The sequence below is a fragment of the Streptomyces sp. NPDC059994 genome (assembly GCF_042737755.1).
Lineage (GTDB): Bacteria > Actinomycetota > Actinomycetes > Streptomycetales > Streptomycetaceae > Streptomyces.
This window is the reverse complement of the sequence record NZ_JBHWUR010000005.1, coordinates 84715-108572: the sequence shown is the minus strand read 5'-3', so window position 1 is coordinate 108572 and position 23858 is coordinate 84715. Positions and strand designations below refer to the sequence as shown.

At 72.9% G+C, this 23858-nt stretch carries 21 protein-coding genes and 1 pseudogene; 9 read left to right on the top strand and 13 right to left on the bottom strand.

Going from position 1 to position 23858, the window contains the following annotated elements:
• Position 1: 1 nt before the first annotated feature.
• From ACFWA7_RS04720 to ACFWA7_RS04700, 5 genes and pseudogenes are all read left to right on the top strand, one after another.
• Positions 2 to 508, top strand: a pseudogene (locus tag ACFWA7_RS04720) (XdhC family protein); the annotation flags it as partial.
• Between the two features lie 165 nt (positions 509 to 673).
• Positions 674 to 1162: a toxin gene (locus ACFWA7_RS04715; RefSeq protein ID WP_385820878.1), complete on the top strand. Its 489-nt coding sequence runs from the start codon at positions 674 to 676 to the stop codon at positions 1160 to 1162.
• 10 nt (positions 1163 to 1172) lie between these two features.
• On the top strand, positions 1173 to 2387 hold the full coding sequence (locus ACFWA7_RS04710; protein ID WP_385540128.1) for an MAB_1171c family putative transporter: 1215 nt from the start codon (positions 1173 to 1175) through the stop codon (positions 2385 to 2387).
• A complete protein-coding gene (locus tag ACFWA7_RS04705; protein WP_385820876.1) occupies positions 2384 to 3385 on the top strand; it encodes a DNA-binding protein in 1002 nt (333 codons plus the stop codon). The genes ACFWA7_RS04710 and ACFWA7_RS04705 overlap by 4 nt, the downstream gene beginning before the upstream one ends.
• Before the next feature lie 85 nt (positions 3386 to 3470).
• A complete protein-coding gene (locus ACFWA7_RS04700; RefSeq protein ID WP_385540124.1) occupies positions 3471 to 3947 on the top strand; it encodes a DUF3574 domain-containing protein in 477 nt (158 codons plus the stop codon).
• Between the two features lie 25 nt (positions 3948 to 3972).
• Here ACFWA7_RS04700 and ACFWA7_RS04695 read toward each other — a convergent pair whose 3' ends face one another.
• From ACFWA7_RS04695 to ACFWA7_RS04675, 5 genes are all read right to left on the bottom strand, one after another.
• Complete coding sequence (locus tag ACFWA7_RS04695; RefSeq protein ID WP_385820874.1) at positions 3973 to 6831, bottom strand: NHLP bacteriocin export ABC transporter permease/ATPase subunit; 2859 nt, start codon at positions 6829 to 6831, stop codon at positions 3973 to 3975.
• 1 nt (position 6832) lies between these two features.
• Positions 6833 to 9106: an NHLP family bacteriocin export ABC transporter peptidase/permease/ATPase subunit gene (locus ACFWA7_RS04690; RefSeq protein WP_385820872.1), complete on the bottom strand. Its 2274-nt coding sequence runs from the start codon at positions 9104 to 9106 to the stop codon at positions 6833 to 6835.
• Positions 9103 to 9909 (bottom strand): HlyD family efflux transporter periplasmic adaptor subunit, encoded by an 807-nt coding sequence (locus ACFWA7_RS04685; protein ID WP_385820870.1) that lies wholly within the window; start codon positions 9907 to 9909, stop codon positions 9103 to 9105. Before ACFWA7_RS04685 ends, ACFWA7_RS04690 begins: the two co-directional genes overlap by 4 nt.
• Before the next feature lie 74 nt (positions 9910 to 9983).
• Positions 9984 to 10211: a type A2 lantipeptide gene (locus ACFWA7_RS04680; RefSeq protein ID WP_101387136.1), complete on the bottom strand. Its 228-nt coding sequence runs from the start codon at positions 10209 to 10211 to the stop codon at positions 9984 to 9986.
• A gap of 382 nt (positions 10212 to 10593) precedes the next feature.
• Positions 10594 to 11646: a chitinase gene (locus ACFWA7_RS04675; protein WP_385820868.1), complete on the bottom strand. Its 1053-nt coding sequence runs from the start codon at positions 11644 to 11646 to the stop codon at positions 10594 to 10596.
• Between the two features lie 254 nt (positions 11647 to 11900).
• Between ACFWA7_RS04675 and ACFWA7_RS04670 the strand changes: the two genes are divergently transcribed.
• On the top strand, positions 11901 to 12842 hold the full coding sequence (locus ACFWA7_RS04670; RefSeq protein ID WP_385821069.1) for a tellurite resistance/C4-dicarboxylate transporter family protein: 942 nt from the start codon (positions 11901 to 11903) through the stop codon (positions 12840 to 12842).
• On the opposite strand, the gene ACFWA7_RS04665 is transcribed toward ACFWA7_RS04670, so the two are convergent.
• The 3 genes from ACFWA7_RS04665 to ACFWA7_RS04655 all read right to left on the bottom strand — a co-directional run bounded on the left by ACFWA7_RS04665 (position 12826) and on the right by ACFWA7_RS04655 (position 14682).
• A complete protein-coding gene (locus ACFWA7_RS04665; protein ID WP_385540114.1) occupies positions 12826 to 13149 on the bottom strand; it encodes a cupin in 324 nt (107 codons plus the stop codon). The two genes, ACFWA7_RS04670 and ACFWA7_RS04665, sit on opposite strands and share 17 nt — an antisense overlap.
• Before the next feature lie 148 nt (positions 13150 to 13297).
• Positions 13298 to 13996, bottom strand: coding sequence for a type 1 glutamine amidotransferase domain-containing protein (locus ACFWA7_RS04660; RefSeq protein WP_385820867.1), 699 nt, complete (start codon positions 13994 to 13996; stop codon positions 13298 to 13300).
• A gap of 176 nt (positions 13997 to 14172) precedes the next feature.
• Positions 14173 to 14682, bottom strand: coding sequence for an Lrp/AsnC family transcriptional regulator (locus tag ACFWA7_RS04655; protein ID WP_385540110.1), 510 nt, complete (start codon positions 14680 to 14682; stop codon positions 14173 to 14175).
• A gap of 281 nt (positions 14683 to 14963) precedes the next feature.
• On the opposite strand from ACFWA7_RS04655, the gene ACFWA7_RS04650 reads away from it, so the two are divergent.
• Positions 14964 to 16472 (top strand): FUSC family protein, encoded by a 1509-nt coding sequence (locus tag ACFWA7_RS04650; RefSeq protein WP_385821067.1) that lies wholly within the window; start codon positions 14964 to 14966, stop codon positions 16470 to 16472.
• Between the two features lie 240 nt (positions 16473 to 16712).
• Complete coding sequence (locus ACFWA7_RS04645) at positions 16713 to 17756, top strand: lactonase family protein (protein ID WP_385820864.1); 1044 nt, start codon at positions 16713 to 16715, stop codon at positions 17754 to 17756.
• Between the two features lie 90 nt (positions 17757 to 17846).
• Here ACFWA7_RS04645 and ACFWA7_RS04640 read toward each other — a convergent pair whose 3' ends face one another.
• From ACFWA7_RS04640 to ACFWA7_RS04620, 5 genes are all read right to left on the bottom strand, one after another.
• The gene (locus ACFWA7_RS04640; protein WP_385535325.1) at positions 17847 to 18773 is read right to left on the bottom strand and encodes a sirohydrochlorin chelatase; all 927 of its coding nucleotides are present in this window, start codon (positions 18771 to 18773) and stop codon (positions 17847 to 17849) included.
• Positions 18774 to 18868: 95 nt separating this feature from the next.
• The gene (locus tag ACFWA7_RS04635; protein WP_385820862.1) at positions 18869 to 19948 is read right to left on the bottom strand and encodes an N-acetylglucosamine kinase; all 1080 of its coding nucleotides are present in this window, start codon (positions 19946 to 19948) and stop codon (positions 18869 to 18871) included.
• A complete protein-coding gene (locus ACFWA7_RS04630) occupies positions 19945 to 20622 on the bottom strand; it encodes a uracil-DNA glycosylase (RefSeq protein WP_385535328.1) in 678 nt (225 codons plus the stop codon). Before ACFWA7_RS04630 ends, ACFWA7_RS04635 begins: the two co-directional genes overlap by 4 nt.
• A gap of 10 nt (positions 20623 to 20632) precedes the next feature.
• Positions 20633 to 21721, bottom strand: coding sequence for a WD40/YVTN/BNR-like repeat-containing protein (locus tag ACFWA7_RS04625; RefSeq protein WP_385535330.1), 1089 nt, complete (start codon positions 21719 to 21721; stop codon positions 20633 to 20635).
• 303 nt (positions 21722 to 22024) lie between these two features.
• Positions 22025 to 23116 carry an NADH:flavin oxidoreductase/NADH oxidase gene (locus ACFWA7_RS04620; protein WP_385820860.1) on the bottom strand — a complete coding sequence of 364 codons (1092 nt, stop codon included), beginning with the start codon at positions 23114 to 23116 and terminating at the stop codon, positions 22025 to 22027.
• 116 nt (positions 23117 to 23232) lie between these two features.
• Between ACFWA7_RS04620 and ACFWA7_RS04615 the strand changes: the two genes are divergently transcribed.
• The gene (locus tag ACFWA7_RS04615; RefSeq protein ID WP_385535336.1) at positions 23233 to 23580 is read left to right on the top strand and encodes an ArsR/SmtB family transcription factor; all 348 of its coding nucleotides are present in this window, start codon (positions 23233 to 23235) and stop codon (positions 23578 to 23580) included.
• Positions 23581 to 23858 lie beyond the last annotated feature (278 nt).

Sequence of the window (23858 nt, the reverse complement as noted above, 5' to 3'; positions counted from 1 at the left end):
CTACCGCGTGACGGTGTGCGACGCGCGCCCCGTCTTCGCCACCCGGGAGCGCTTCCCGGAGGCCGACGAGGTGGTGGTCGACTGGCCGCACCGCTATCTGCGGGGCACGGAGACCGACGGGCGCACGGTGCCGTGCGTCCTGACCCACGACGCCGAGTTCGACATCCCGCTCCTGGAGACGGCCCTGCGGCTGCCCGTGGCGTTCGTCGGCGCGATGGGCTCGCGCCGCACCCACGAGGACCGCGACCGCAGGCTGCGCGAGACCGGCCTCACCGAGCGCGAACTGGCCCGGCTGCGCTCACCGATCGGCCTCGACCTCGGTGCCCGTACGCCCGAGGAGACCGCCCTGTCCATCGCCGCGGAGATCGTCGCCGCGCGGCGCGGCGGGACCGGAGTTCCGCTGACGGGCTCGCACCCACCCATTCACCATGACCCGGACGAAAGGGGCACCGGCACGGTTCTGCCCCACGCGGCCGAATGGAACTCACGTCAATCTTTCGCGAGTTGAGCGTATGGCATCATGGCCGCATTGTCCGCGGGGATCAGGGGCCCTGAATCACGGGCTCGTTGAATCAGTGAGGTCAATTCCGTGTTGCCTGACTCAGCGTTACCGTCACCGGAGGACCGTCGGCGCAGGCGCCGTCTGAAAAAGGTCCGCCATACCTGTGAGGCGATGCTCGCGGAGTGGGGCATGGAGCACGGCTGCGGCATCGAGGAACTGCACCGCTTTCTCAGCGTGCAGAACCGGCGGCCGATCCATCTGATTCCGATGCCGTTCCCCGAGCGCCATCTCTTCGGTCTTTGGCTGAAAATGGACGACTTCGACGTCATTGCTTACGAGAAGGCCGCATCGCAGTCACACAAAGAACACATCATCGCCCATGAGCTGGCGCATATCGCCTTCCAGCACCGCGGCTCCGTGAATTTCGACCGCGGTGACGCGGGACAGCTGTTCACCGGCGTCGAACCCGGCGTCGTCCAGAGCATGCTGATGCGCTCGCGCTACAGCGACGACGAGGAGCAGGAGGCCGAGACGATGGCCTCGTTGATCCTGGCCAGGGCCACCAAGCGGTGGCTCGAACCCGCCTGGGGCGTCCCGGAGGAGGCCGCGGAGGTCGTCGCCCGGATCGAGAACGGTGTCGGGAAGCCGGACAACGGATGAATGACAACAGATGAACACTGTCTACGGATTCCTGGCGTGGGCCTGCGCCCTCGGCGGCCTCGCGGCGTTCGCGTACCGGCTGCCGGATCTGCTGCGCAGAAAGCACGACCCGGCCCTGTGGGCGCTGTGCACCTATTTCCTCTGCTCCGGGATCAGCTTCCTGGTCGATCTGGACGCCCTGCGGGTGCACATCTCGGCCCTCTTCGGGCGCCCCAACGTCACCTCGCTCATCGTGCAGGTGGCGGTGGTCGTGCTCACCGCGGCGCAGCAGGTCGTCCTCGTGTACTGGTCGTGTCCGCCCGAAGAGGCCCGGCGCAGGGCCCGGCGCCGGGTGCTGTTCTTCGGCGTCGCCCTCTGTGTACTCGTGGCCGCGTCGATCGCCGTCGGCCCGGTGACGAAGTCCAGAACGGCCACCTCGACGATCCTGCTCAGTATTCAGCACGGCGAATACGCGCTGTACATGTCGTTCTATCTGGTGATTTGTGCGATAGGTCAATTCGAGACCGTGCGGCTTTCCCTGCGGTTCACCAAGATGGCCAACCGGCAATGGCTCAAGGTCGGCATGCGGACGGTGACCCTCGGCGCGAGCCTGATCCTGGTCTACTGCGTCACGCGCAGCATCCAGATCGCCGGCACCAGGCTGCACTTCGACGGATCCGCCCTCGACCCCGTGCAGTGGTCGTGCGGCAGCATCGGGGCCCTGCTCCAGATCACCGGCTGGACCATCCCGTCCTGGGGGATCCACATCACCCGCGCACTCGGCTGGCTGCGCAGCTACCGCTCGTATCTGCGACTGCGGCCGCTGTGGTGGGCGCTGTACCAGGCGTCGCCGGACATCGCACTCGACCCGCCGCGGTGCTGGCCGCGCGACCTCATCCCGCCCCGCGATCTCCACTACAGCCTCTACCGGCGGGTCATCGAGATCCGCGACGGCCAGCTGATCCTGCGCACCTCGCTCTCCCTCGCGGACTTCGCGCGCGAGGCCCGCTCCCTCGATCTGCCCGAGGACCCCACCTCCCCGCTGGGCGAGGCGCTCCAGGTGCGGGCCGTGCTGAGCCGTCCGCCCGAGGAGCGGGCCGAGCAGGCCGACGCCTCCGACATCCCCGCACGGCCGCCGTACGAGGACTTCCGCGACGAGGTGGAGTGGCTGACCGAGGTGGCCTCCTCGTTCACCGCCCTCGCCCAGGGCCGGTCCCGGCGCTCCGAGGTCCGGGTCACCTCATGACCGGGCGGCCGTCCCGGGCCCCTTCGGCCCGCGAGGAGGCGTGCGCCGAGGACCCCGCCGCCCTGACCTCCGCCGCCCTGATCCCCGTGGCCCTGGGCGCGATCGAGCGACTGGTCGCCCTGGACGCCTCACGCGGCGCCACGGCCGCGGTGCCCGCCGTGCGCGAGGCCCTGCGCCGCATCCCGCAGCTGTCGGCCGACCCCGCCCGGCTGCGCCACAGCGACCGCGATCTGCTCGCCGCCCTCGCCGAGTTGAGCGAGGTGATCGGCTGGATCCTCTTCGACGCGGGCCACTACCGCCGGGCGCGCCGGATGAACGGGCGGGCCCTCGCCCTGGCGGAGCTCTGCGGCGACCGGGGCACCGCCCGGCTGACGCTGCTCAACCACAGCATGCTGGAGGCCCACACCGGCCGCCCCAAAGCCGCTCTGGAGACGGCTGCCCGGGTGGCCGGGCCCCGGCCGCTGCCCGCCCTGGTGGGCAGCCTCGTCCTGGTGCGCCGGGCGCACGCGACCGCCATGCTGGGCGGGAGCCGGGAAGCCGTGGCCCTGATCTCCCGCGCCCGCAGCCGCTTCCTCGACGGCGCATCCCCCAACGACCCGCCGTGGGCCTGGTGGATCGACCGGACCGAACTGCTCGGCCACGAGGGCTGGGTGCTGTCCCGGCTGCGCGCCTGGGGCCGGGCCGTCCCCCTGCTGTACGAGGCGGCCACCGCACCCGGCCCGTCCTACCGCCACCTGTTCACCGCTGAGCTCCTGTCCGCGCTGGTACGGGCGCGGGCCTGGGGCGAGGCGGAGGAGCTGATCGCGGAGGTCGCGCCCCGGGCCGCCGGGATCGGCTCCGTACGCACCACCGAGACGCTCGGCGCCACGGCGGTCCGGCTGCTCGCGAGCCCCGGGGCCCCGCCGAACCTGCGGGACGCGGCCGCCTTCCTGCGGGAGTCGCTGCCCGTCGGGCCCGGCGGCCCGGGTCTCCTGATCCCTCGGAACCACCCGGCCTGAGAGCCGCCCGTCCCGAGAACCACGTGTTCCGTGAACCACCGGTTCCGAGAACCATGCCCACCGCCCGTCGACAGACAGGACCCGCATGCTGCACATTCGGATTTCGACGCCCGCGGCCGCCGCCCTCGTGGCGATCGCGCTCCTCTTCGCCACCGGGGGACCGGTGTCCGAGGTCGCCTACGGGACGGCCGCGCCCGCAGCCGCCACCGCGCAGGCCACCGAAGGCCACGGCAGCCCGTACGTCTCCACGCACCTCTACTTCGGCACGGGCCGCCACGACGGCAAACCGCCCATCACCGAGGAGGAGTTCATGAAGTTCGTCGCCGAGGTGGTCACCCCGCGCTTCCCGTCCGGCCTCACCCTCCAGGAGGGGCGCGGCCAGTGGCGCGACAAGGACGGCGACATCAACCGGGAGCGCTCGTACGAGCTGACGGTGCTGTATCCCGTCAAGGAGGCCCGCGCCCGCGACCGCGACATCGAGTACATCCGCCGGCTGTACTGCACGATGTACGAGCTGGAGTCCGTCGGCCGCGCCGACGTCCGGGCACAGGTCAGCTTCTGACGCATCGGCCCCGGACGGCGGCCGCCTACCTCAACTGCCGCCGCACCAGCTCGTGGAGCCGCCCGCCCGTGTCCGCCAGGAGCTCGGCGGGCGGCCCCTGCTGTACGACGCGGCCCTCGGACATCACGATCACGCGGTCGGCGTCCAGCACCGTGGAGAGCCGGTGGGCGATCACGACGCGGGTGGCGTCCAGGGCGCGGGTGCTCTCGATGACGACGCGCTGGGTCTCGTTGTCGAGCGCGCTGGTCGCCTCGTCGAAGAAGAGGATGCGGGGGCGCCGGACCAGGGCCTGGGCGATCATCAGCCGCTGGCGCTGACCGCCGGAGACGGCGCCGCCATTGGCGATCATGGTGTGCAGGCCCATCGGCATGCGCTTGATGTCCTCGGCGAGCCCCGCCATCGCGGCCGCCTCCCACACCTCCTCCTGGGTGAACGCCTCCGCGCCGCAGACGCACTCCAGGATCGACCCGCTGAGCGGCTGGGCGTGCTGGAGGACCACGCCGCACTGGCGGCGCACGGCCGCCCGGTCGAGCGCCGCCAGGTCCTGCCCGTCGTACAGGACACTGCCCGCGACCGGCCGGTCGAAGCCGATCAGCAGCCTCAGCAGGGTCGACTTGCCGCAGCCGCTGGGGCCGACGATCGCCACGAACTCGCCGGGCCGCACCTTCACGGACACCTCGTCCAGGACCAGCGGACCGTCGTCGGTGTAGCGGAAGGAGAGGCCCCGGGCCTCGATCTCCCCGGACAGCGCGCCGGGCTGGGTGCCGGTGCCGCTCACCTCAGGCGCCTCGTCGAGCACCGGCTTGATCTGTTCGAACATCGGCAGTGCGGCGGCGGCCGACAGGAACGCCCCGGTGAGCTGGGTGACCGAGGTCAGCAGCATGGTCACGGAGGTGTTGAAGGTCAGGAACGCACCGGCCGACAGTGTCCCGCGCGCCGGGCCCGCGAGCAGCACGAACATCACCAGTGAACACAGCGGCAGATAGACGGCGTTGAGCACCGTCGTCACGTTCTTGATCCGGTCCGCCCGCTGCTGGAGCTCCCGGCTGCGGGCGAACTCCCGCGCCCACGCCCCGTACGCGAAGCTCTCCGCCGCGGCGACCCGCAGCTTGGGCAGTCCGCGCAGGGTCTGGAACGCCTGGTTGTTGAGCTTGTTGCCGAGCTCGACCAGACGGCGCTGCCAGCGCAGCTCCCAGATGCCCAGGGCGAGGAACACCGCCGCGATCACGGCGAGCATCCCGAGCGCGGTCAGGGCGAGCGGCACGCTGAAGCAGAGCAGCAGTACGAGGTTCATCGCACCGACCGTGCCCGCCTGGACCACGACCGGGGTCAGCCCGGACAGCACCCGGCGAATGGCGCTGACCCCCATCGCCGCGCTCGCCAGTTCACCGGTGGAGCGCTCGGTGAAGAACTTCGTCGGCAGCCTCAACAGCCGGTCCCACACGGCTGGTTGGAGCGTGTTCTCGATACGCCCCTCCATCCGCAGCAGGGTCAGGTTCTGCAGCAGCGAGAAGGCCGCCGCGACGACGCCGCTGACGATGATCGCCAGCGAGACCTGGGCGATGAGGCTGGTCTCGGCCCGGGGTACGAACACCCCGAGCACCTGGCCGGTGGCGAGCGGCACCAGCGCGCCGAGCCCGACCGTCACCAGCCCGGCGAGGACCAGGTTGCGCAGATCGGGACGGGTGCCGCGGAGTCCGAACCGCAGCAGCCCCCACTTGCTCAGCGGCGTCTCGGGCAGCGGCCGGTAGAACATCACAGCCCGCTGCTCGAACTCCTCGGAGTTGGCCGCGCCGACCCGGGTGCGCCGCCCGGTCGCCGGGTTCACCGCCTCGTACCCGCCGCGCCGCCACAGCAGGGCGACCGGCGTTCCGCTCGCCGCCCGGTGGCCCACCAGGGGGCCGGCGTTCTCGCTCCACCAGCTCCCGTCGAGCCGCACCGGGCGGGTCCGGATCCGGGAGGCGACCGCCACCTGCTCGACGGGGTCGATCCGCTCGCTCACCGCGCCGCTCCTGGAAGGCTCCGTGAGCGTGATCCCGGCCGCGCGGGCGACGAGGGAGCACACCGCGTACGTGGCGTCGTCGCTCGCCCCGGCCGTGCGCGAAGGCGCCCTGCCGGGGCGGCCGATGGAGGTCAGCAGGGCCCGGTCGGCCTCGTCGCGGACGGCCTCGCCCGCCTTGATGCCGGCCGCCGTGCGGTCCTCGTGGGCGCGCTCCATGCGCTCGATCCAGCGGTCGAGTGCGGACAGCAGCCGGTGCTGCCGGTTGACCATGCCCTGCCACAGCGCCCCGTCGACCAGCAGATCCCCGGCCGCCTCGGCGCTGAACGCGGCGCCGTACTGGACGCTGCCGGGGGAGACCGGCAGCCACAGGACGTCGTCGTCGGCCACCGGCTCGTCGAACGTCGTACGGCCGTCCAGCGGCGCCTCGAACAGCACGCGCTGGCCGCGCCCCACCCCGAGCGAGAAGGCGTGTTCGAGCAGGCTGAGGGCCTCGTCCCCGGTGTCGTAGTGGCTGCCGTAGCCGCCTTCGTACGCCACCGAATCGGCGTACGCGGACCGGTACAGCTCCCGCAGCGGGATCCGGCGCAGCGCGCACTCGCGCAGGGGCCTGCCGATGAGGGTGTGCTGCGGTCCCTCGACCGGGCCGAGCAGGAGCGTGCCGGGTTCGAGGCGGCCGAGGAAGTGCCAGTGGCCCTGCGCCGCCGCGTCCACCGCGAACAGGTCGAGGGCGCCGCCCACGACGAGCCACAGCACCTGCGGCCCCTCCAGGGAGAAGCCGCGCAGACCGGTGCAGTCGACCTCCTGGCCGAGGCCGCCGAGGGCTGCCAGGACCGGGTCGTGCCCGAGCGCGCCGGGGTCGGCGAGACCGTGTACGGACGTCACCTCAGTGCTCCTTGACCAGCTCGGCGTACGGCCCGCCCGCCGCGAGCAGCTCCTCGTGGCGGCCGCGCTCCACGACGGCGCCGTGGTCCAGGACCACGATCTCGTCGCTGTCGCGGACGGTGCTCAGCCGGTGGGCGATCACGACGCAGGCGCAGCCGCGCCGGCGCAGATTGTCGATGATGACCTGCTCGGTCTCCGCGTCCAGGGCGCTGGTGACCTCGTCGAGGACCAGGATGCTGGGGCGGCGCACCAGGGCGCGGGCGATCTCCAGGCGCTGGCGCTGCCCACCGGAGAAGTTGCGGCCGTCCTGCTCGACGCGGCCGTGGATGCCCCCCGGACGGCGGGCGACGACCTCGTACAGCGCCGCGTCCTGAAGGGCGGCGACGACCGCGTCGTCCGGAATCGACGGATCCCACAGCGCCACGTTGTCCCGCACGGTGCCCTCGAAGAGGAAGACGTCCTGGTCGACGAAGGAGACCGAGGCGGCGAGCGCGCTGCGGGAGATGTCCTCCAGGCGCTGCCCGTCGATACGGATCGAGCCCTCCCACGGCGTGTACAGCCCCGAAATGAGCCGGGACACCGTTGACTTGCCGCTGCCGGAGCCGCCGACGAGCGCCACCTGCTGCCCCGGCCCCACGGACAGCGAGAAGCCGGTGAGCAGCGGCGCGTCCAGCGGGCTGTAGCCGAACGTGATGTCGTCGAGCGTCACATGGCCCTTGAGCCTGCGGGTGCTGTGCTCCGGCTCGTCGCGTGTGTACAGCGCGTCCACCGGGAAGTTCTCCACGTCCTTGAGCCGGGCCACGTCGGCCGCGAAGTCCTGGATCCGTCCCGCCACCGAGTTGAGCCGGGTGACCGGCGCGGTGAAGCGGGTCACCAGCGCCTGGAACGCGACGAGCAGCCCGATCGAGAGGTGCCCCTCGACCGCCCGCAGCCCGCCGATCCACAGGATCAGGGCGCTGTTGAGCGTGGCGAGCAGCGGGGCGACGACACCCAGCCACGCGCTCGGCACCCCGAGGCGCTGCTGCTCCTCCAGGGTGGTGGCGTGCTGCCCCGCCCAGCGGCGGAAGTAGCCGTCCTCGCCACCGGTCGCCTTCATCGTCTCGATCAGCTGGAGGCCGGTGTACGAGGTGTTGGTCAGCCGGGCGCTGTCGGCCCGCAGCTTCTGGGTACGGGTGGCCCGCAGGCGTACCACCACACGCATCGCGACCACGTTGAGGAGCGCGATGCCCACCCCGATGACGGTGAGCTGCGGGTCGTAGGTCCACAGCAGGAAGGCGTAGAGCAGCACCACGACGCCGTCGACGCCCGCCGCGGTGAGGTCGCGGGCCAGGGTCTCGGCCACCGCGTCGTTGGACTGGAGCCGCTGGACGAGGTCGGCGGGGCTGCGCTGGGCGAAGAACGTCACCGGGAGCCGGAGCAGATGCCGGAAGAAGCGGGAGCCGCCGAGCGTCGACGAGATGACGCGCCCGCGCAGCAGGTTGGCCTGCTGGAGCCAGGTCAGCGCGGCGGTGAGCGCCACCATGGTGCCCATGGCCGTGAACAGCACGCCGAGCGGCGAGGTCTGATCACCTATCAGGAAGGTGTCGATGTACGTACGGCTCAGCGCGGGCAGCGTCGCTCCGACCGCCACGAGCAGCAGGCTGGCGAGGAGCGCGACCAGCATCGTGCCGGTGGTGCCGCGCAGCCGCGCGGGCAGCGCCCCGAGCACGCCGGGCCTGCGGCCGCCGCGCCGGAATCCGTCGCCGGGTTCGAGGACCAGGACGACACCGGTGAAGCTGGTGTCGAAGTCCTCGGCGGGCACGAACCTGCGGCCCTTGTCGGGGTCGTTGATGTACACGCCCCGCCGTCCGAAGCGGCGGCCGATGCCGTCGTAGACGACATAGTGGTTGAACTCCCAGAACAGGATGGCGGGCGCGCGCACCTCCGCCAGCGCGGCGGGCTCCATCTGCATGCCCTTGGCCGTGAGCCCGTAACTGCGGGCGGCCTTCAGTACGTTGCTGGCCCGCGAGCCGTCGCGCGAGACGCCGCACGCGATGCGCAGCTCCTCCAGCGGCACATGGCGGCCGTGGTGCGCGAGCACCATCGCCAGCGAGGCGGCGCCGCACTCCAGGGCCTCCATCTGGAGGACGGTGGGGCTGCGCACGGTCCTCGCCCGCTTCGCCTTGGGCGCCGGCCGGGCACGGCGCCTGCCCGCCGGTGCGCTCTCGGGGCGGTGGCGGCCGCGGCCGGGGGGCGGGAGCTGCGGGGGTGCGGAGGAGGCGGGCGGTGCGGTCACGGGAGGAGCCAATCGAGGGGACGCTGGTCGGCCAGGTGGACGGAGCCGGTGGCCGGGGTCATGGAGTCGACCGCGTACGGCGGGCCCTGGGCCGAGGACCAGCGGTAGCCGGACTTGGTGGCGGCCGAGCGGTCCAGCTCCACCAGGACCGCGACCGGCCTGCCCTGCCGCGAGAACTGCTCGCCGAGCTGGGCGTCGCCGAGGAAGGCGGCGATCCGCTCGCGGGTCTGGGCGCTGCGGCCGACGGCCGCCACCCTGCCCCGCAGCACCCCGTACCGCTCGCTGGGCACGGACTGCACGGTGAGGTCGACGGGCGCGCCCACCCGGACGGAGGCGCCGCCGCCGCCCGGCACGTACAGCATCGCCATCAGCGGGTCGTCGGCGCCGCCGGTCCGCTCGACGCTGGCCACGTCCGCACCGAGCGCGACGACCGCGCCGATGGCGGCCCTGAGCGTGGTCAGCCGGCCCGCCGCGATGGCGCGGACGACCCGGTCGCCGCGCTCGGTGCGGACCTTGAGCAGCGGCGCTCCGGCAGCGAGGGCCTCGCCCTCCTTGGCGAGCACACCGGTGACCTGTCCGGCCACGGGGCTCTGCAGGACGTAGCTGCCCTGGGCGTGGGTGAGGATGCCGGGCGCGCTCAGGGTGGAGGAGACCGATCCGGTCACCGCCCAGAAGCAGGCGGCGGCCATGACGGCCACGGTGACGGCCAGGACGAGCCGCCCCTGCGGGCGCGCGAAACGCACCGGCAGGTCGAGTTCCTCCGGTGACTGGAGCTTGGAAAGGGCCTGTTGACGAAATTGCACTGGACTCTGCCCTTACCTGGGTACGAATGCGGGAAGCCCCGGAACCGAGCGGGTTCCGGGGCTCGCGCGCAGTCTCAGAGACCGGCGACGAGGCCGGAGGCCAGGCCGGTGACGGCGCCGGTGTTCACACCGGTGGTCGACTCGACCAGACCCGTGACCGAGCCCACGATGCCCGAGACCGGGAGGAGCGAGTCGGCGGTGCCGGTCACGTTGCCGAGCGCGGTGCCGACGAGGCCGCCGGACACGTTGTCGAGGTCGGCGTCGGAGATCTCGCGGGTCTCGACCTGGGGGGTGATGTTCATGGGGAAACTGCCCTTCGTATTGGGGGGAATGGCGTGGGGGGAATCCCTGCGGAGAGGGCCCGTCAGGGGGGCTCCGCATGGGTCAGGATCAAAGCACGCCGACGCGGCGCCCAGCCAATCCCACCGGGCCTGACCAGGCCTTCTCCCGGTGCTGGACTACCTCTGCGTGCAGGTCCGTTGAGGAATCGGTGGCAGCTTCTTCACGAGCTTCACTTCATGAATTCCGTTCGGCCGGGCGCCCTTTCTCCCAAGTGGGACACTCCGGTCCTTATGGCGCCCTCCCGCCGAGGGCGGAGCCGGCCCGGGCGGGCCGGACGTGACCGGTCTGCGCGTGCGGTGTGCAGGTTTGCGGAAGGTGAGGTTCCGGAGTGGAGTAACACAATCAGCGCCCTTGCAGCGCCTTCACGTTGTTGCCGAACGTCCAGCCCTTGGACCCGTCCCAGTTGACCGACCAGGTCATCAGGCCCTTCAGCGCGCCGCCGTAGCGGTTCCACGCCTGCGACACCAGGCTCGGCGCCATATAGCCGCCCCCGGCGCCCGGCTGCGCGGGCAGACCCGGGACCTGCTTGTCGTAGGGGACCTTGACGGTGGTGCCCTGGACGACCAGCCCCTTGTTGAGGCAGTCGGTCTGGGCGGTGAAGCCCTGGACGGTTCCCGCCGAGTACGCGTCGCCGGAGCAGCCGTACATGCTGCCGTTGTAGTACTGCATGTTCAGCCACCACAGCCGGCCGTTGTCCGCGTATTTCTTCACGATGGGCAGATACGCGCCCCAGATCGACCCGTAGGCGACGCTGCCGCCCGTGACGTACGCCGTCTCCGGCGCCATCGTGAGCCCGAAGTCCGACGGCATCCGGGCGAGGACGCCGTCGATGACGCGGACCAGGTTCGCCTGGGAAGTGGAGAGTTGGCCGATGTTTCCGCTGCCCACCAGACCGGTCTCGATGTCGATGTCGATTCCGTCGAAGTTGTACTTCTTGAGGATGGGCACGACCGTCGCGACGAACCTGTCCGCGACCGCGGGGGAGCTCAGGTCGATCCCGGCCGCTGCCCCGCCGATGGAGAGCAGGATCGTCTGTCCGGACGCCTTGGCCGCGCACATCTCCGCCGGGGTGGCGACCTTCACGGTCGCGTCCATCCCGTCCTCCCACAGCGCGGTGCCGTCGGAGCGGATGACGGGGAACGCCGCGTTGAGGACGTTGTAACCGTGCGCGCCGATACGGGAGTCGGTGACCGGGGTCCATCCGAACGGCGGGTGGACGCCGTTGGAGGAGCCGTCCCAGTTCTCCCAGTAGCCCTGGAGCACCTTTCCCGCGGGCTTCGACTTGACCGGGCAGGTGTCGCCCTGGGGCGCGGCGGGCGCGGCCGCGGCGGGCAGCTGCGCGGCGAGGGCCAGCGTCAGGCCGGCTCCCGCGAGACGTAACATCCGACCGAGCATGGGGGTACCTCCTGGGCTGTGGGGAACCTGGAGACGTACGGGTCCGGTTGCGGTACGGGGTCCGGTGCGCCACACCGTAAAGTGGTCCAGACCTTCCGTCAATAGGTCTGGACCAAGCGGGGGCGGGCGTTCCCCGTGGTCCCCTTGGCGCATCCGGGTGGCGGGCCCGGCGGCCGCCGCGTACCGATGGCACGGTGACCCGTCCTCCCGGCCCCTGGTGGGCCGAACTCCCCCCGGCGGCCGGCTCCGCCGTCATGGCGACCGGCATCGTCTCCATCGGCCTGCACCTCATCGGCCACGAGACCTTCTCGCGCGCCGCGCTGGGGCTGACCGGCGCGGTGTGGCTGGTGCTCGCCGCCGACTTCTCGGTCCGGTTCCTGCGCGACCGCCCGCGCTGGCACGCGGAGGCCGACACCCCGCCCGCGCTGACGGCCGTCGCGGCCACGGCCGTGCTCGGCACCCGGCTCTCGGCACTCGGCTGGCAGACGGCAGCCGCCGCCCTGCTCGCACTGGCCACCGCGCTCTGGCCCGGACTGCTGTACTCGGTCGTACGCCACTGGAAACGGCGGATGCCCGGCGGGGCGTTCCTGGTGTGCGTCGCCACCCAGGGGCTCGCGGTGCTCGCGGCCACGCTCGCGGCCATGGGCGAGGGCGACTGGCTGGCCCGGTCGGCCCTCGTCGTCTTCGGCCTCGGGGTGCTGCTCTACGGGGAGGCGCTGGTCCGGTTCGACTTCCGCCAGGTGTGGACCGGGGCGGGCGACCAGTGGATCGCGGGCGGCGCGCTGGCGATCTCGGCACTGGCCGGCTCGAAACTGACCGCGTCCCCGCTGTGGACCGGGAACGCCCACCAGGCCCTGCGCACGGCCACCCTGATCCTGCTCGGCCTCGATCTCGCCTGGTACGCCATCCTGCTGACGGCGGAGGTGGTCCGACCCCGGCCGCACTACGACGTACGGCGCTGGGCCACCGTCTTCCCGTTGGGGATGGCGGCCGTGGCCGCGCTCTCCACCGCCGCCGCCGCGCACGTCACGGGGCTGCGCACACTGGGCGTGGTGCTGCTGTGGGTCGCGGTGGCGGCCTGGCTGCTGACTCTGGTCGGCTTCCTGGTGACCAGGGCGGGCGGGGGAGCGGGACGGCCGCCGGGGAACAGCGCCTCGGTGACCGCCCCGGACCCTGCCGCTACTCCACGGCGGTGACGGCCGTCAGGAGCACCGCCGAGTCCTCCAGGGCCAGCAGGCCGTGGCGCTCCTGGGGAATCTCGCAGAGCTGGCCCGCGCGGAGCTCCTTGTTGCCGCTGTTCGATGTCAGCCGCACATGGCCGCGCAGCACCTGGAGGGTGGCCGAGAGCGGCGCGTTGTGCTCGTCGAGCTCGGAGTCCGAGGTCAGCGCGATCACGCTCTGCCGCAGCGCGCCGTCGTGCACGATGAGATGGGCGCTGCGGCCGTGCGAGGCGAGGTGTGCCTTGGCCAGGTGCTCCTCCGCGAGCGCTGCGAGGTCCTGCATGGGTCTTACCCCCTTGCTGGGCTTGCTGAGCCGGATGGCCGTGCTCCGATTCCGTACGGGCGTCTTCCGTACGGGCGTCGCCCTCAAGACTTCCGGCTCCCGGGCGGGACGCAACTCGGGGGCCGGAAGAAGCGAAGTCCCCGAGGCGTCAGGCGGCCAGCCGCTTCAGGAGCTCGGCGGCCAGCGGACCGGCGGAAGCCGGGTTCTGCCCGGTCACCAGATTGCGGTCGGTGACCACGTGCGGGGCCCACGGCTCGCCCTCCTGGAAGTCGGCGCCGAACTCCACCAGACGGTCCTGGAGCAGCCACTTCGCCTTGTCCGCGAGGCCCGCCTGGGTCTCCTCGGCGTTGCTGAAGCCGGTCAGCCGGTAGCCCGCGAACGCGTTGGAGCCGTCCTCGCCGGTCGCGGCGAGCAGCGCGGCCGGGGCGTGGCACACCACGCCGAGCGGCTTGCCCGAGGCGAGCGCGCCGGTCAGCAGCCTGCCGGAGTCGGCGTTGACCGCCAGGTCCTCCATCGGGCCGTGGCCGCCGGGGTAGAACACCGCGTCGTACGCGTCGAGGTCGACCTCCTCCAGCTTCACCGGGCGCCGCAGCTCGCCCATCGAGGCCAGCGTCCTGGCGACCCGGTCGGCGTTCTCCTGGCCGCCGTTGACCTCGGCGGCGAGGCTGCCCTTGTCGACGGGCGGGACGACCCCGCCGGGCGTGGCGACCACGATCTCGTGGCCCGCCCCGGTGAACGCCTCGTACGGGGCCACGGCCTCCTCCGCCCAGAAGCCGGTCGGGTGCTTGCTGCCGTCGGCGAGCGTCCACTGGTCGGCGCCGGTCATCACGAAAAGGATCTTTGCCATGTCACATGTCTCCGAGGGGAGTCGGGCCGGGCCGGGATGCCGGGGCGGCCCGGGGAAGGTGCGGGCTGCGGCGCCGCGGGCCCGGTGGCCCGTCGCGCCGATGTCCTCGAACGTAGACCTGTCTTCGTTGGGCGGCCAATGGAGAACCCCATGGCAGGTATGGGAAATCCGATGGGTCAGCGGGAATGCGCGCCGGCGCCGGTCTCCTGCTGTGCTCCGGCGGCCCGCCCCACCGCCTCCACCAGCGGCAGCAGCCGGTGCGGGACCCGCTCGCGCAGGGCCACCTCGGTGCGGGTGCGCACCACGCCCGGGAGCTGGATCAGGCGCTGGATGACGTCTTCGAGATGACCGGCGTCACGGGCCACGACGCGCGTCAGCAGATCGCCGCCGCCGGTGATGGAGAACGCCTCGACGATCTCGGGAACGGCCGCGAGCGCGTCGCCCACCTCGTTGAGACGGCCCTGCGTGACCTCGACATGGACGAAGGCGAGCACGGGGTGGCCGAGGGCCGCGGGGGAGAGGAACGGGCCCGTCCCGGTGATCACCCCGTCCCGCTCCAGGCGGTCGAGCCGCGCCTGGAGCGTGCCGCGCGCGATGCCGAGCAGTCGTGCGTACTCGCGCACGCTGGTGCGCGGCCGCTCGATGAGGAGCCGCAGGATCCGGGTGTCGAGCGCGTCCACCGCCATGGTCCGTTGGTCCCTTCCTGGTCCTGTCGTACGTGCTTCAACTATACCAATGGCTCAGTCGAAACGATGCCAGTTGAGCCAGTGTCACTGCGGATGCTTTCCTCTGTACGTAACAAGTAGATGGCGCTGCGCAGCGCCGGGGCGGCGACGACGCCGGTCCCGGACCGCGGCGCCTTCGCCATGTCCGAAGCCGTTGCGCGGCCGTTGTGCGCCCGCGCACCGGCAAGCCGAAGAGGGTGTCTGCTCCAGCGAAGGGGGGCGCGGCGACCGCCGTGAAGAGGATGTTCGTGGCTCCGGATCCGGGGCTGTTGCGACTGAGGGTCTCCGTACGCGCCGTCCTGGGGATCAGCCTGGCGGTCACCGCCGCCGAGCTCTGCGGTATGTCCCTGCCCGCCTCCATCAGCGCGGGCCTCGCCGCGCTCCTCGCGCTCTTCACCGTCGGCGACGCCACCGTCCGGGGCCAGGCGCTCACCACCGCGCTCCTCCCGGCCGTGGGATTCCCCGTACTCGCCCTGGCCACGGCCCTGCACGGCGCCCCACTGCTGCGCGACACCGCCTGGCTCGCCGTGGTCTTCGCGGGGGTCTACGCCCGGCGCTGGGGCCCGCGCGGCCACGCGCTCGGCATCTTCGGCTTCATGATGTTCTTCACGACCCAGTTCCTGCACGCCGTCCCGGCCCAACTGCCCGAGCTGTACGGGGCGATCGCGCTGGCGATCGCCGCCTCGGCGCTGGTCCGCTTCGGCGTGTGGTGCATCGAGCGGCGCACCCCGCCGCCCGCCGCACCGGCCCCGCTCAGCGGCCGGGGGCTGGCCCGGCCCACCACCCGCCAGGCCTTCCAGGCGACGGCGGCGTGCGCCATCGCGGTCGCGGTGGGCCAGTTCCTGTCGGACGAGCGCTGGTACTGGGCCGTCGGCACAGCCTGGTGGATCTTCGTGAACACCGCGTCGCGGGGCGAGACCCTGGTCCGCGGCTTCCGGCGGGTGCTCGGCACGGTCGCGGGCATCGTGGCCGGTCTGCTCGTCGCCCTGCCGCTGCACGGCGCGCCCGCGCCGACGGCCGCGCTGGTCGCCGTCTGCGTCTTCGGGATCTTCTACACGGCGGCGCCGTCGTACAGCTGGATGATGTTCTTCGTCACCGTCATGGCCGGACTGCTGTACGGCCTGCTCGGCGTGCTCCACCCCGGGCTGCTCGTGCTGCGCTTCGAGGAGACCGCGGTGGGCGCCCTCGGCGCGGCGGCGGCCGTCGCGCTCGTCCTGCCGGTCACCACGCACGCGGCGACCGACGCCTGGATCCAGCGCGCGCTGCACTGCGTACGCGGCTGCACCAGCGCGGCGACCCGACGGCTCGCCGGGGACGACGGCGCGGACCCCGCGCCGCACGCCGCCGAGCTTGAGCTGCTGCTCGGCCGCGTCCGCCTCGCGCTGGCGCCGCTGGTCCACCCGCTCAGCCCGCTGAAGGGCCGCAGGTCGCGCGCCCGGCAGATCATCGCCCTGCTCGACGACTGCGCCCGCGAGGTACGCGGCCTGGCCACCGTGGCCGCCGACCCGGCCGCCTCGCACGACGCCCGGCTGACGGCCGCGTGCGACCGGGTCGAGGCGGCGGTGGAGGCCCTGGTGACTCCGGCGGCGCGCGCGTCCGTGGCGACGGCCCCGGCCTCGTCCACGGCCGCCGAGCCCCACCACCCCGCCGCCGAGGCCGCCCTGCGCCATCTGCACGCCCTGGAACACGCCCTCGCGGCCCTGGCCACGCCTCTGCGCACTTCGCCCCGGGCACCGGCGCTCACGGCCTGACCAGGGGCGTTGCGGGAACCGCCTCGCACCCCGGCCTTCAGGGCTCGTCCGGCGCTTCCCCGCGAGCCCGTCCCTTACGGCCTGAGCCCTGGGCTCGCAGGGGGCGCACCCCGCGCCCGACCTCCGCGACACGGCGAGCCACCCGCACCCCCCCCATTTGGTCTAGACCGCCTGCTACGGTCGCCGGAGTCGGCGCCGGGGCCAGCCCCGGTGCGCAGTCGCGCGGAGAGGGGTAGCACGGTGGCCGAGAGCAGCGCCGGGCGGGCATTCATCGGGTCGTTCACCACGGCGGGCGGGAGGGGCGTGACCGTCGCCGCCGTGGACGCGCTGACCGGCGCGCTCACCCCGCTCGGCGCCACCGGCGCCCTCCCCAACCCCTCGTTCCTGGCCCTGTCGGCCGACGCCACGGTGCTGTACGCGGTGGGCGAGAGCGAGCACGGTACCGCCGCCGCCTTCGACGTCACCGGCGACACCCCGGTCCTGCTCGGCGAGCCGGTGCCGGTGGACGGCGCCGCCCCGACCCACCTCGCGCTCGCCGCCGGCCACCTGGTGACCGCCAACTACACCTCGGGCAGCGTCACCACGCTCCCGGTGGGCCCCGACGGCCGCCCGGGCCCCGCCGCGTACGTCCTCAAGCACCACGGCTCCGGCCCGCACCCCAAGCGCCAGAGCGGCCCGCACGCCCACCAGGTGCTGCCCGACCCGAGCGGGCGCTGGCTGCTGAGCGTCGACCTCGGCACCGACTCCGTACGCGTCTGCGCGCTCGACCCGGCGACCGGCGTCCTGCGCCCGCACGGCGAGACCGCGCTGCGCCCCGGCACCGGCCCCCGCCACCTGGCCTTCCACCCCGACGGCCGCCACGCGTACGTCCTCAACGAGCTGGAGCCCACGCTCGTCGTCTGCCGCTGGGACGCCGCCGCGGGCACCCTGGAGCCGCTGGGGGAGACCCGGGTGATCCACGACGGCGTGACGACCGAGACGTTCCCCTCCGAGGTCGTCGTCGGGCGCGACGGACGGTTCCTCTGGGTCGCCAACCGGGGCCACGACTCCATCGCCACGCTCGCGCTCGACCCCGACGGCGAGCACGCCGTTCTGGTGGCCACCGTGGACTGCGGCGGGCGCTGGCCGCGCCATCTGACCCTCGGCCCCTCGGGCCGCCGCCTCTACGCGGCCAACGAGCGCTCCGGCGACGTCACCTGGTTCGACCTCTACGAGGAGAGCGGCATCCCGCGCCGGGCCGGCTCCGTGCCCGCCTCCGCGGCCTCGTGCGTCGTCTTCGGCTGAGGGGGGCTCCTCCCGTACGCGCGAAGGGCCCGCACCCTCACCGGGTGCGGGCCCTTCGCGTCACAAGCGCGCGTACGGGTACCGGGTACGTCAGTGCACGGGGGAGCCCTGCGGCTGCGGCGTGATGCCCAGCGCGGCCGCGTACTGCGACAGCACGAGCTTGCCGATCGCGGGGTAGGCGCCCAGCGGCTCGGCGGCCAGGCAGTCGGCCTCCTTGGCGGCGGCGTCGAGCAGCCCGTCCGCGACCTCGGGGCCGATCAGGTGCGGGGCGACCGCGAGCTGCACCGAGCCGGAGCCGCGCAGCTGCTCGGCCATGGCGGCGATCGAGCCCTCCTGGTCGAGCGCGGCGGCCATCACGGGCACGGCCAGCCGGGCGGCCAGCAGCATGCCGGTGATCCCGGCGGCCTGCACGGCCTCCTCGCCGCCGACCGTCGCCAGGATGATGCCGTCGGCGGCGGTGGCGACCGTGAACAGCCGGGCGCGGTCGGCGCGGGCCAGACCGGCCTCGGAGAGGCGTACGTGCAGGGCCTCGGCGAGCAGCGGGTGCGGGCCGAGGACGTCGGTCAGCTCTGCGGCGGCACGGCTGTCCATGACGGCCTGGCGCACCCGGCGGATCAGGGCGCTGTCGGGGCCCGCGAGCAGCGGCACGACGACGGCGACGGGGCCGTCGGGGGCGGCCATGTCCTGGCCGGCGGCACGGGCCTGCTCGTAGCGGGCGGTGCGCTCGGCGGCGGCGTGCGCGAGCACGGCGTCGAGCGGGGGGAACTCCATGGACGCGGCGTCGGCGTCCAGGTAGCCGATCCGGGCGTCGAGGCCGGGCAGCTCGGAGCGCGCGATGCTGATGACTTCCTCCGCCAGGGCGCGCACGGCGGGGGAAGGAGTACCGGGAACGGCGAGGACGAGCGCGGGCGCACCCTCGGGAGCGACCACCGGCTCCGGGCGGCGGTGCCGCCCTGGCTGGCGGGGTCGCGGCATTCGTACAGGCAGGCCGGATGCGGGCCCAGTGGGGGAGCTCATGGCCCGGCATGCTACTGGCTTTGCGTGCGCGGGTGTTCGGGGAGGGGGCAGGTGAGCGGTATCTGTCCGCATTTATCCCACGAGTGACATTGCCCTCAAGTGTCCTGCTCTGTCGTGACCCACAACATGCGCGGATGGTGCGGCAGTCGCAGCTCCTCACGGGCCAGCGCGGAGGCGATCAGCAGGGCTCCGGCGAGCGGATCTCCCGCCGCGGGGACCGTGCGCGCAGACGGCAGCAGCGCGGCCAGCTCCTCCCGTACGGGGACGAGCAGCGGATCGCCCAAGTGGAACAGGCCACCGGTGAGCGCCACTTCGCATTCGCTCACACTTTCGCTCACGCGTTCGCCAACCGTTTTGTTCGCGCCGTCAGGGTCGAACAGACCGAGGGCCGTGTGGCCGCCCCCGCGCCCGGCGGACCCGTCGGGGCACACCGCGGCCGCCGAATCGGCGATGTTGCGGGCCGCCTCCCGCAGGATCGACGCCGCGACCGCGTCGGACGCGGCGCAGCGCGCCACTTCGGGCGCGAACGACGCCAGCACCGCGGGCCGGTCGGTGCGCGGATACAGCAGCCCGGGCAGCTCCGGCGCCGGGCCGAACAGCGCCTCGGCCCGCTCGCGCAGCGCGGCCGAGCCACCGCGTCGGCCGTCGTGGGCGCGCATCGCCGCTTCCAGCCCCGCGCGGCCGATCCAGGCACCGCCGCCGCAGTCGCCGAGCAGATGGCCCCAGCCGTCGGCCCGCCGCCACCGCGTCAGATCCGTGCCGAGCGCGATCATTCCGGTGCCGGCCGCGACCACCGCCCCGGGGCGCTGGCCGAGTGCTCCCGCGTACGCCGTCACGGCGTCGGCGGCCAGCGCGAGGCGGCGCACCCCGAACGCGCCGGCGAGCGCCGCGGGCAGCTTGGCCCGCAGGTCGTCGCCGAGCGAGGCCATCCCGGCGGCGCCCACGGCCACCGCGGCCACCCGGTCCGCGCCGGTCCGGACCAGCAACTCCAGTGCGGCGGGCACCAGTTGGCCGAGCAGATGCCCGGCGTCGATCCCGGCGGGGCCGGTCCGTACCGGCTCGTCGGACGCCAACACCTCGGCCGGGGCGCCCGCTTCGGCCCGGCCGAGCGCGAACCGCACCCCGGACCCGCCCGAGTCGACCCCGAGCACCCAGGCGTCGCCGCCAGCTGTCACGGCAGGCGCCAGTCGACCGGCTGCGCGCCCTGCCGGACCAGGAGGTCGTTGGCGCGGCTGAACGGCCGCGACCCGAAGAAGCCCCGGTCCGCCGACATCGGCGAGGGGTGCGCGGACTCGATCGCGGGGAGCTCGCCGAGCAGCGGGCGCAGATTGCGGGCGTCGCGCCCCCACAGCACCGAGACCAGCGGGGTGCCGCGCGCGACCAGCGCGCGGATCGCCTGCTCGGTCACCTCCTCCCAGCCCTTGCCGCGGTGCGCGGCGGGCTTGCGGGGCGCCGTGGTCAGCGCCCTGTTCAGGAGCAGGACGCCCTGCTGCGTCCAGGGCGTCAGATCCCCGTTGGCGGGCCTGGGCAGCCCCAGGTCGGTGTGCATCTCACGGAAGATGTTCTCCAGGCTGCCCGGCAGCGGACGCACCTCGGGGGCGACCGAGAAGGAGAGCCCCACGGCGTGCCCCGGCGTCGGATAGGGGTCCTGGCCCACGATCAGGACCCGTACGTCCTGGAACGGCTGCTGGAAGGCCCGCAGCACATGCTGTCCGGCCGGGAGATAGGTGCGCCCCTGCGCGATCTCCTGACGGAGGAAGTCGCCCATAGAGGCGACCTGTCCGGCCACGGGCTCCAGAGCGTCCGCCCACCCGGGCTCGACGATCTCTTTCAACGGTCGTGCTGCCACGGCCGTCACTCTACTGGCGGATCACCGCCGCCCGTACGCAGAGGACGTCGGGCAGGTGCGAGGCGAGCAGGCTCCAGGTGTCCCCGTCGTCCGCGCTCGCGTACACCTCGCCGTTGCGGTTTCCGAAGTACACCCCCGCCGGGTCGGCGTCGTCGGTGCACAGGGCGTCGCGCAGCACCGTGCCGTAGTGCGCCTCTGAAGGCAGCCCGGCCGACAGCGGGTCCCAGGTACGGCCGCCGTCCTCGGTGCGGAAGACCCGGCACTTGTTCTCGGCCGGGACCCGGTCCGAGTCGGCCGTGATCGGGAAGAGGTAGGCGGTGTCCGGGCGGCGGGGGTGGGTCGCGGCGGCGAATCCGAACGTGGACGGCAGGCCCTCGCCGATGTCCTGCCACCGCTCGCCGCCGTCGTCGCTGCGGTAGACGCCCCAGTGGTTCTGCAGGAACAGCCGGTCCGGGTCTGCCGCGTCCTGCGCGATCTTGTGCACGCACTGGCCGAACTCGGGGTGCTGGTCGGGCAGGAAGACCGCCGACACGCCCTTGTTGGCGGGCGCCCAGCTCTCGCCGCCGTCCCGGGTGCGGAAGACCCCGGCCGTGGACACCGCGACGGTCACCGCCCGGGCGTCCCGGGGGTCGGTGACGATGGTGTGCAGGCCCTCGCCGCCACCGCCCGGAACCCACTGCGAGCGCGTCGGGTGCTCCCACAGCGGGCGCACCAGGGCGAAGCTCTCGCCGCCGTCCTCGGAGCGGAAGAGCGCGGCCGGTTCCGTCCCCGCGTAAACCACATCGGGCGCCTCCGGGCCCGCCGGGTGCAGCTGCCACACCCGCTCCAGCGACCTGCCGGTGAACTCGGGGAACTTCACGGCCGGCTGGGGTGGCTCCACCCAGGTCTCGCCCAGGTCGTCCGAGCGGAAGACGGAGGGCCCCCAGTGCGCGCTGTCCCCGCCGACGAGCAGTCGGGGAACCGTGCGCCGGGTGTCGATCGCGATCGAATAGACCGCCTGGGCATTGAAGTGCGGACCCCCGAACCGCCAGTCGCCGCCGTGCCTGCGGCCGATGAACAGTCCCTTGCGCGTCCCCACAGTGAGCAGTACGTCGGTCATCCCGACCCCTCCAAAACGCCGTTGTCCCGGATAGTGGCCAGTCTGCACCCGACCACTGACAGCGGCCCCCGCAAATGGCGTCCACGCAGGCCGGAGGGCGTGGGAGGGCTCCGCGAGGCCATCCGGGACACCCACGGCGCCACCCGTCCGGTCCGCCCGGGCCGCATTCACCCGTACGAGAGCGGAGGGGCCATGACGGGGCGCGCCACGGGGGGTTCCTGGCCGGGCGGCGACACGGTGAAGGGCCCGTTCACCGGGGTGGGCGGGCCCCGCGAGATCTTCTGAGAGCGGCCGGGGCCGGGTTCAGATCGCCCAGCCGTACTGGTCCGGCACCTGGACCTCTCCGCCCAGCTCACGTGCAGCCTGAAGGGCCCAGGACGGGTTGCGCAGCAGCTCCCGGCCCAGCAGGATCGCGTCCGCCTCGCCGTTGGCCAGGATCTTCTCGGCCTGAGCCGGCTCGGTGATCAGGCCGACGGTTGCGACGGGCAGCGTGGTCTCGTTGCGTACCCGGGCCGCGAACGGCACCTGGTAGCCGGGTGCGACCGGAATGCGCACCCCGGTCGCGTTGCCGCCGGTGGACACGTCCAGGAGGTCCACGCCGTGCTCCTTGAGCAGCGCGGCGAGGCGGACGGTGTCGTTGCCGTTCCAGCCGCCCTCCTCCAGCCAGTCCGTGGCCGAGATCCGGAAGAACAGCGGCAGCTCCTCGGGCCACACCGCCCGCACCGCGTCGACGACTTCGAGCGCGAAGCGGGTGCGGTTCTCGTACGAGCCGCCGTACGCGTCGGTGCGCTTGTTGGAGTGCGGGGAGAGGAACTCGCCGATCAGATAGCCGTGCGCGCCGTGGATCTCGACGACCTTGAACCCGGCGTCCCGCGCGCGCCGGGCCGCGTCGGCGAACTGGCCGACGATCTCCTTGATCTGATCAACCGTCAGCTCGGCCGGTACGGTGTGCCGCTCGCTGAACGGCACCGGGCTCGGCCCCACTGGCCGCCAACCTTCTTCGGTGCCCGGGGCGAGCGGCGCGCCGCCCTGCCAGGGGCGGTCAGTTGATCCCTTTCGTCCCGCATGAGCTATTTGGATTCCGGGCACCGTGCCCTGCGCCTCCAGGAACGCGGTGATCCGGCGGAAGGCCTCGACCTGGGTGTCGTTCCAGATGCCGAGGTCGGCCGGGGAGATCCGGCCCTCGGGGGCCACCGCGGTGGCCTCGACGAGGATCAGGCCCGTGCCGCCCGCCGCGCGGGCCGCGTAGTGGGCGAAGTGCCAGTCGTTCGCCACGCCCGCGTTCGGGCCGGACACCTCGGCGCCGTACTGGCACATGGGCGCCATCCAGGCCCGGTTCGCAATGGTCAGCGACCGCAGGGTGTAGGGCTCGAACAGGGCACTCGCAGCAGACACGGCAGACTCCATCCAGGACGGCCGAGGCGCCACCGGGCGGCGCCGGGCTCGCTTCGTACGATACGCATCGTAGTACGGGAGATGTCAAACTACGATGGTTCTCGTACAATGAGTGCGTGTCCACAGCAACGAGCAAGCGCGAACTCGACCATCCGGCGCGCGGCGAGATCCGCCTGGAGGCGGTACTGCACGCGCTCTCCGACCCGATCCGGCTGCGGGTGGTCCGCGATCTGGCGGCTGCCGACGGCGCGCTCTCCTGCTCGTACTTCGACCTGCCCGTCACCAAGTCCACAACCACGCACCACTTCCGGGTGCTGCGCGAGAGCGGCGTCATCCAGCAGACCTACCGGGGCACCGCCAAGATGAACGGGCTGCGCCGGACCGACCTGGAGGAGCTCTTCCCCGGGCTGTTCGACCGGATCCTGGAGGCGGTGGCGCTCCAGGGGGAGCGGCTCGGCGGCTGAGCGCCGACTCGGTGGCTGGGTCCGGACTCCCGGCTGAGCCCGGACTCGGCGGCCCAGCGCCGCTCAGCCGCCGAGCCTGTCCAGCCCTGCTCACTGGTCACTGTGGCCAGGCTCCTGCTCACTGGTCACTGTGCCCAGGTCCCTGCTCACTGGTCACTGTGCCCAGGTCCCTGCTCACTGGTCACTGTGCCCAGGTCCCTGCTCACTGGTCACTGTGCCCAGGTCCCTGCTCACCGGTCACCGTGCCCAGGCTCCCGCTCACCCGTCACCGTGCCCCC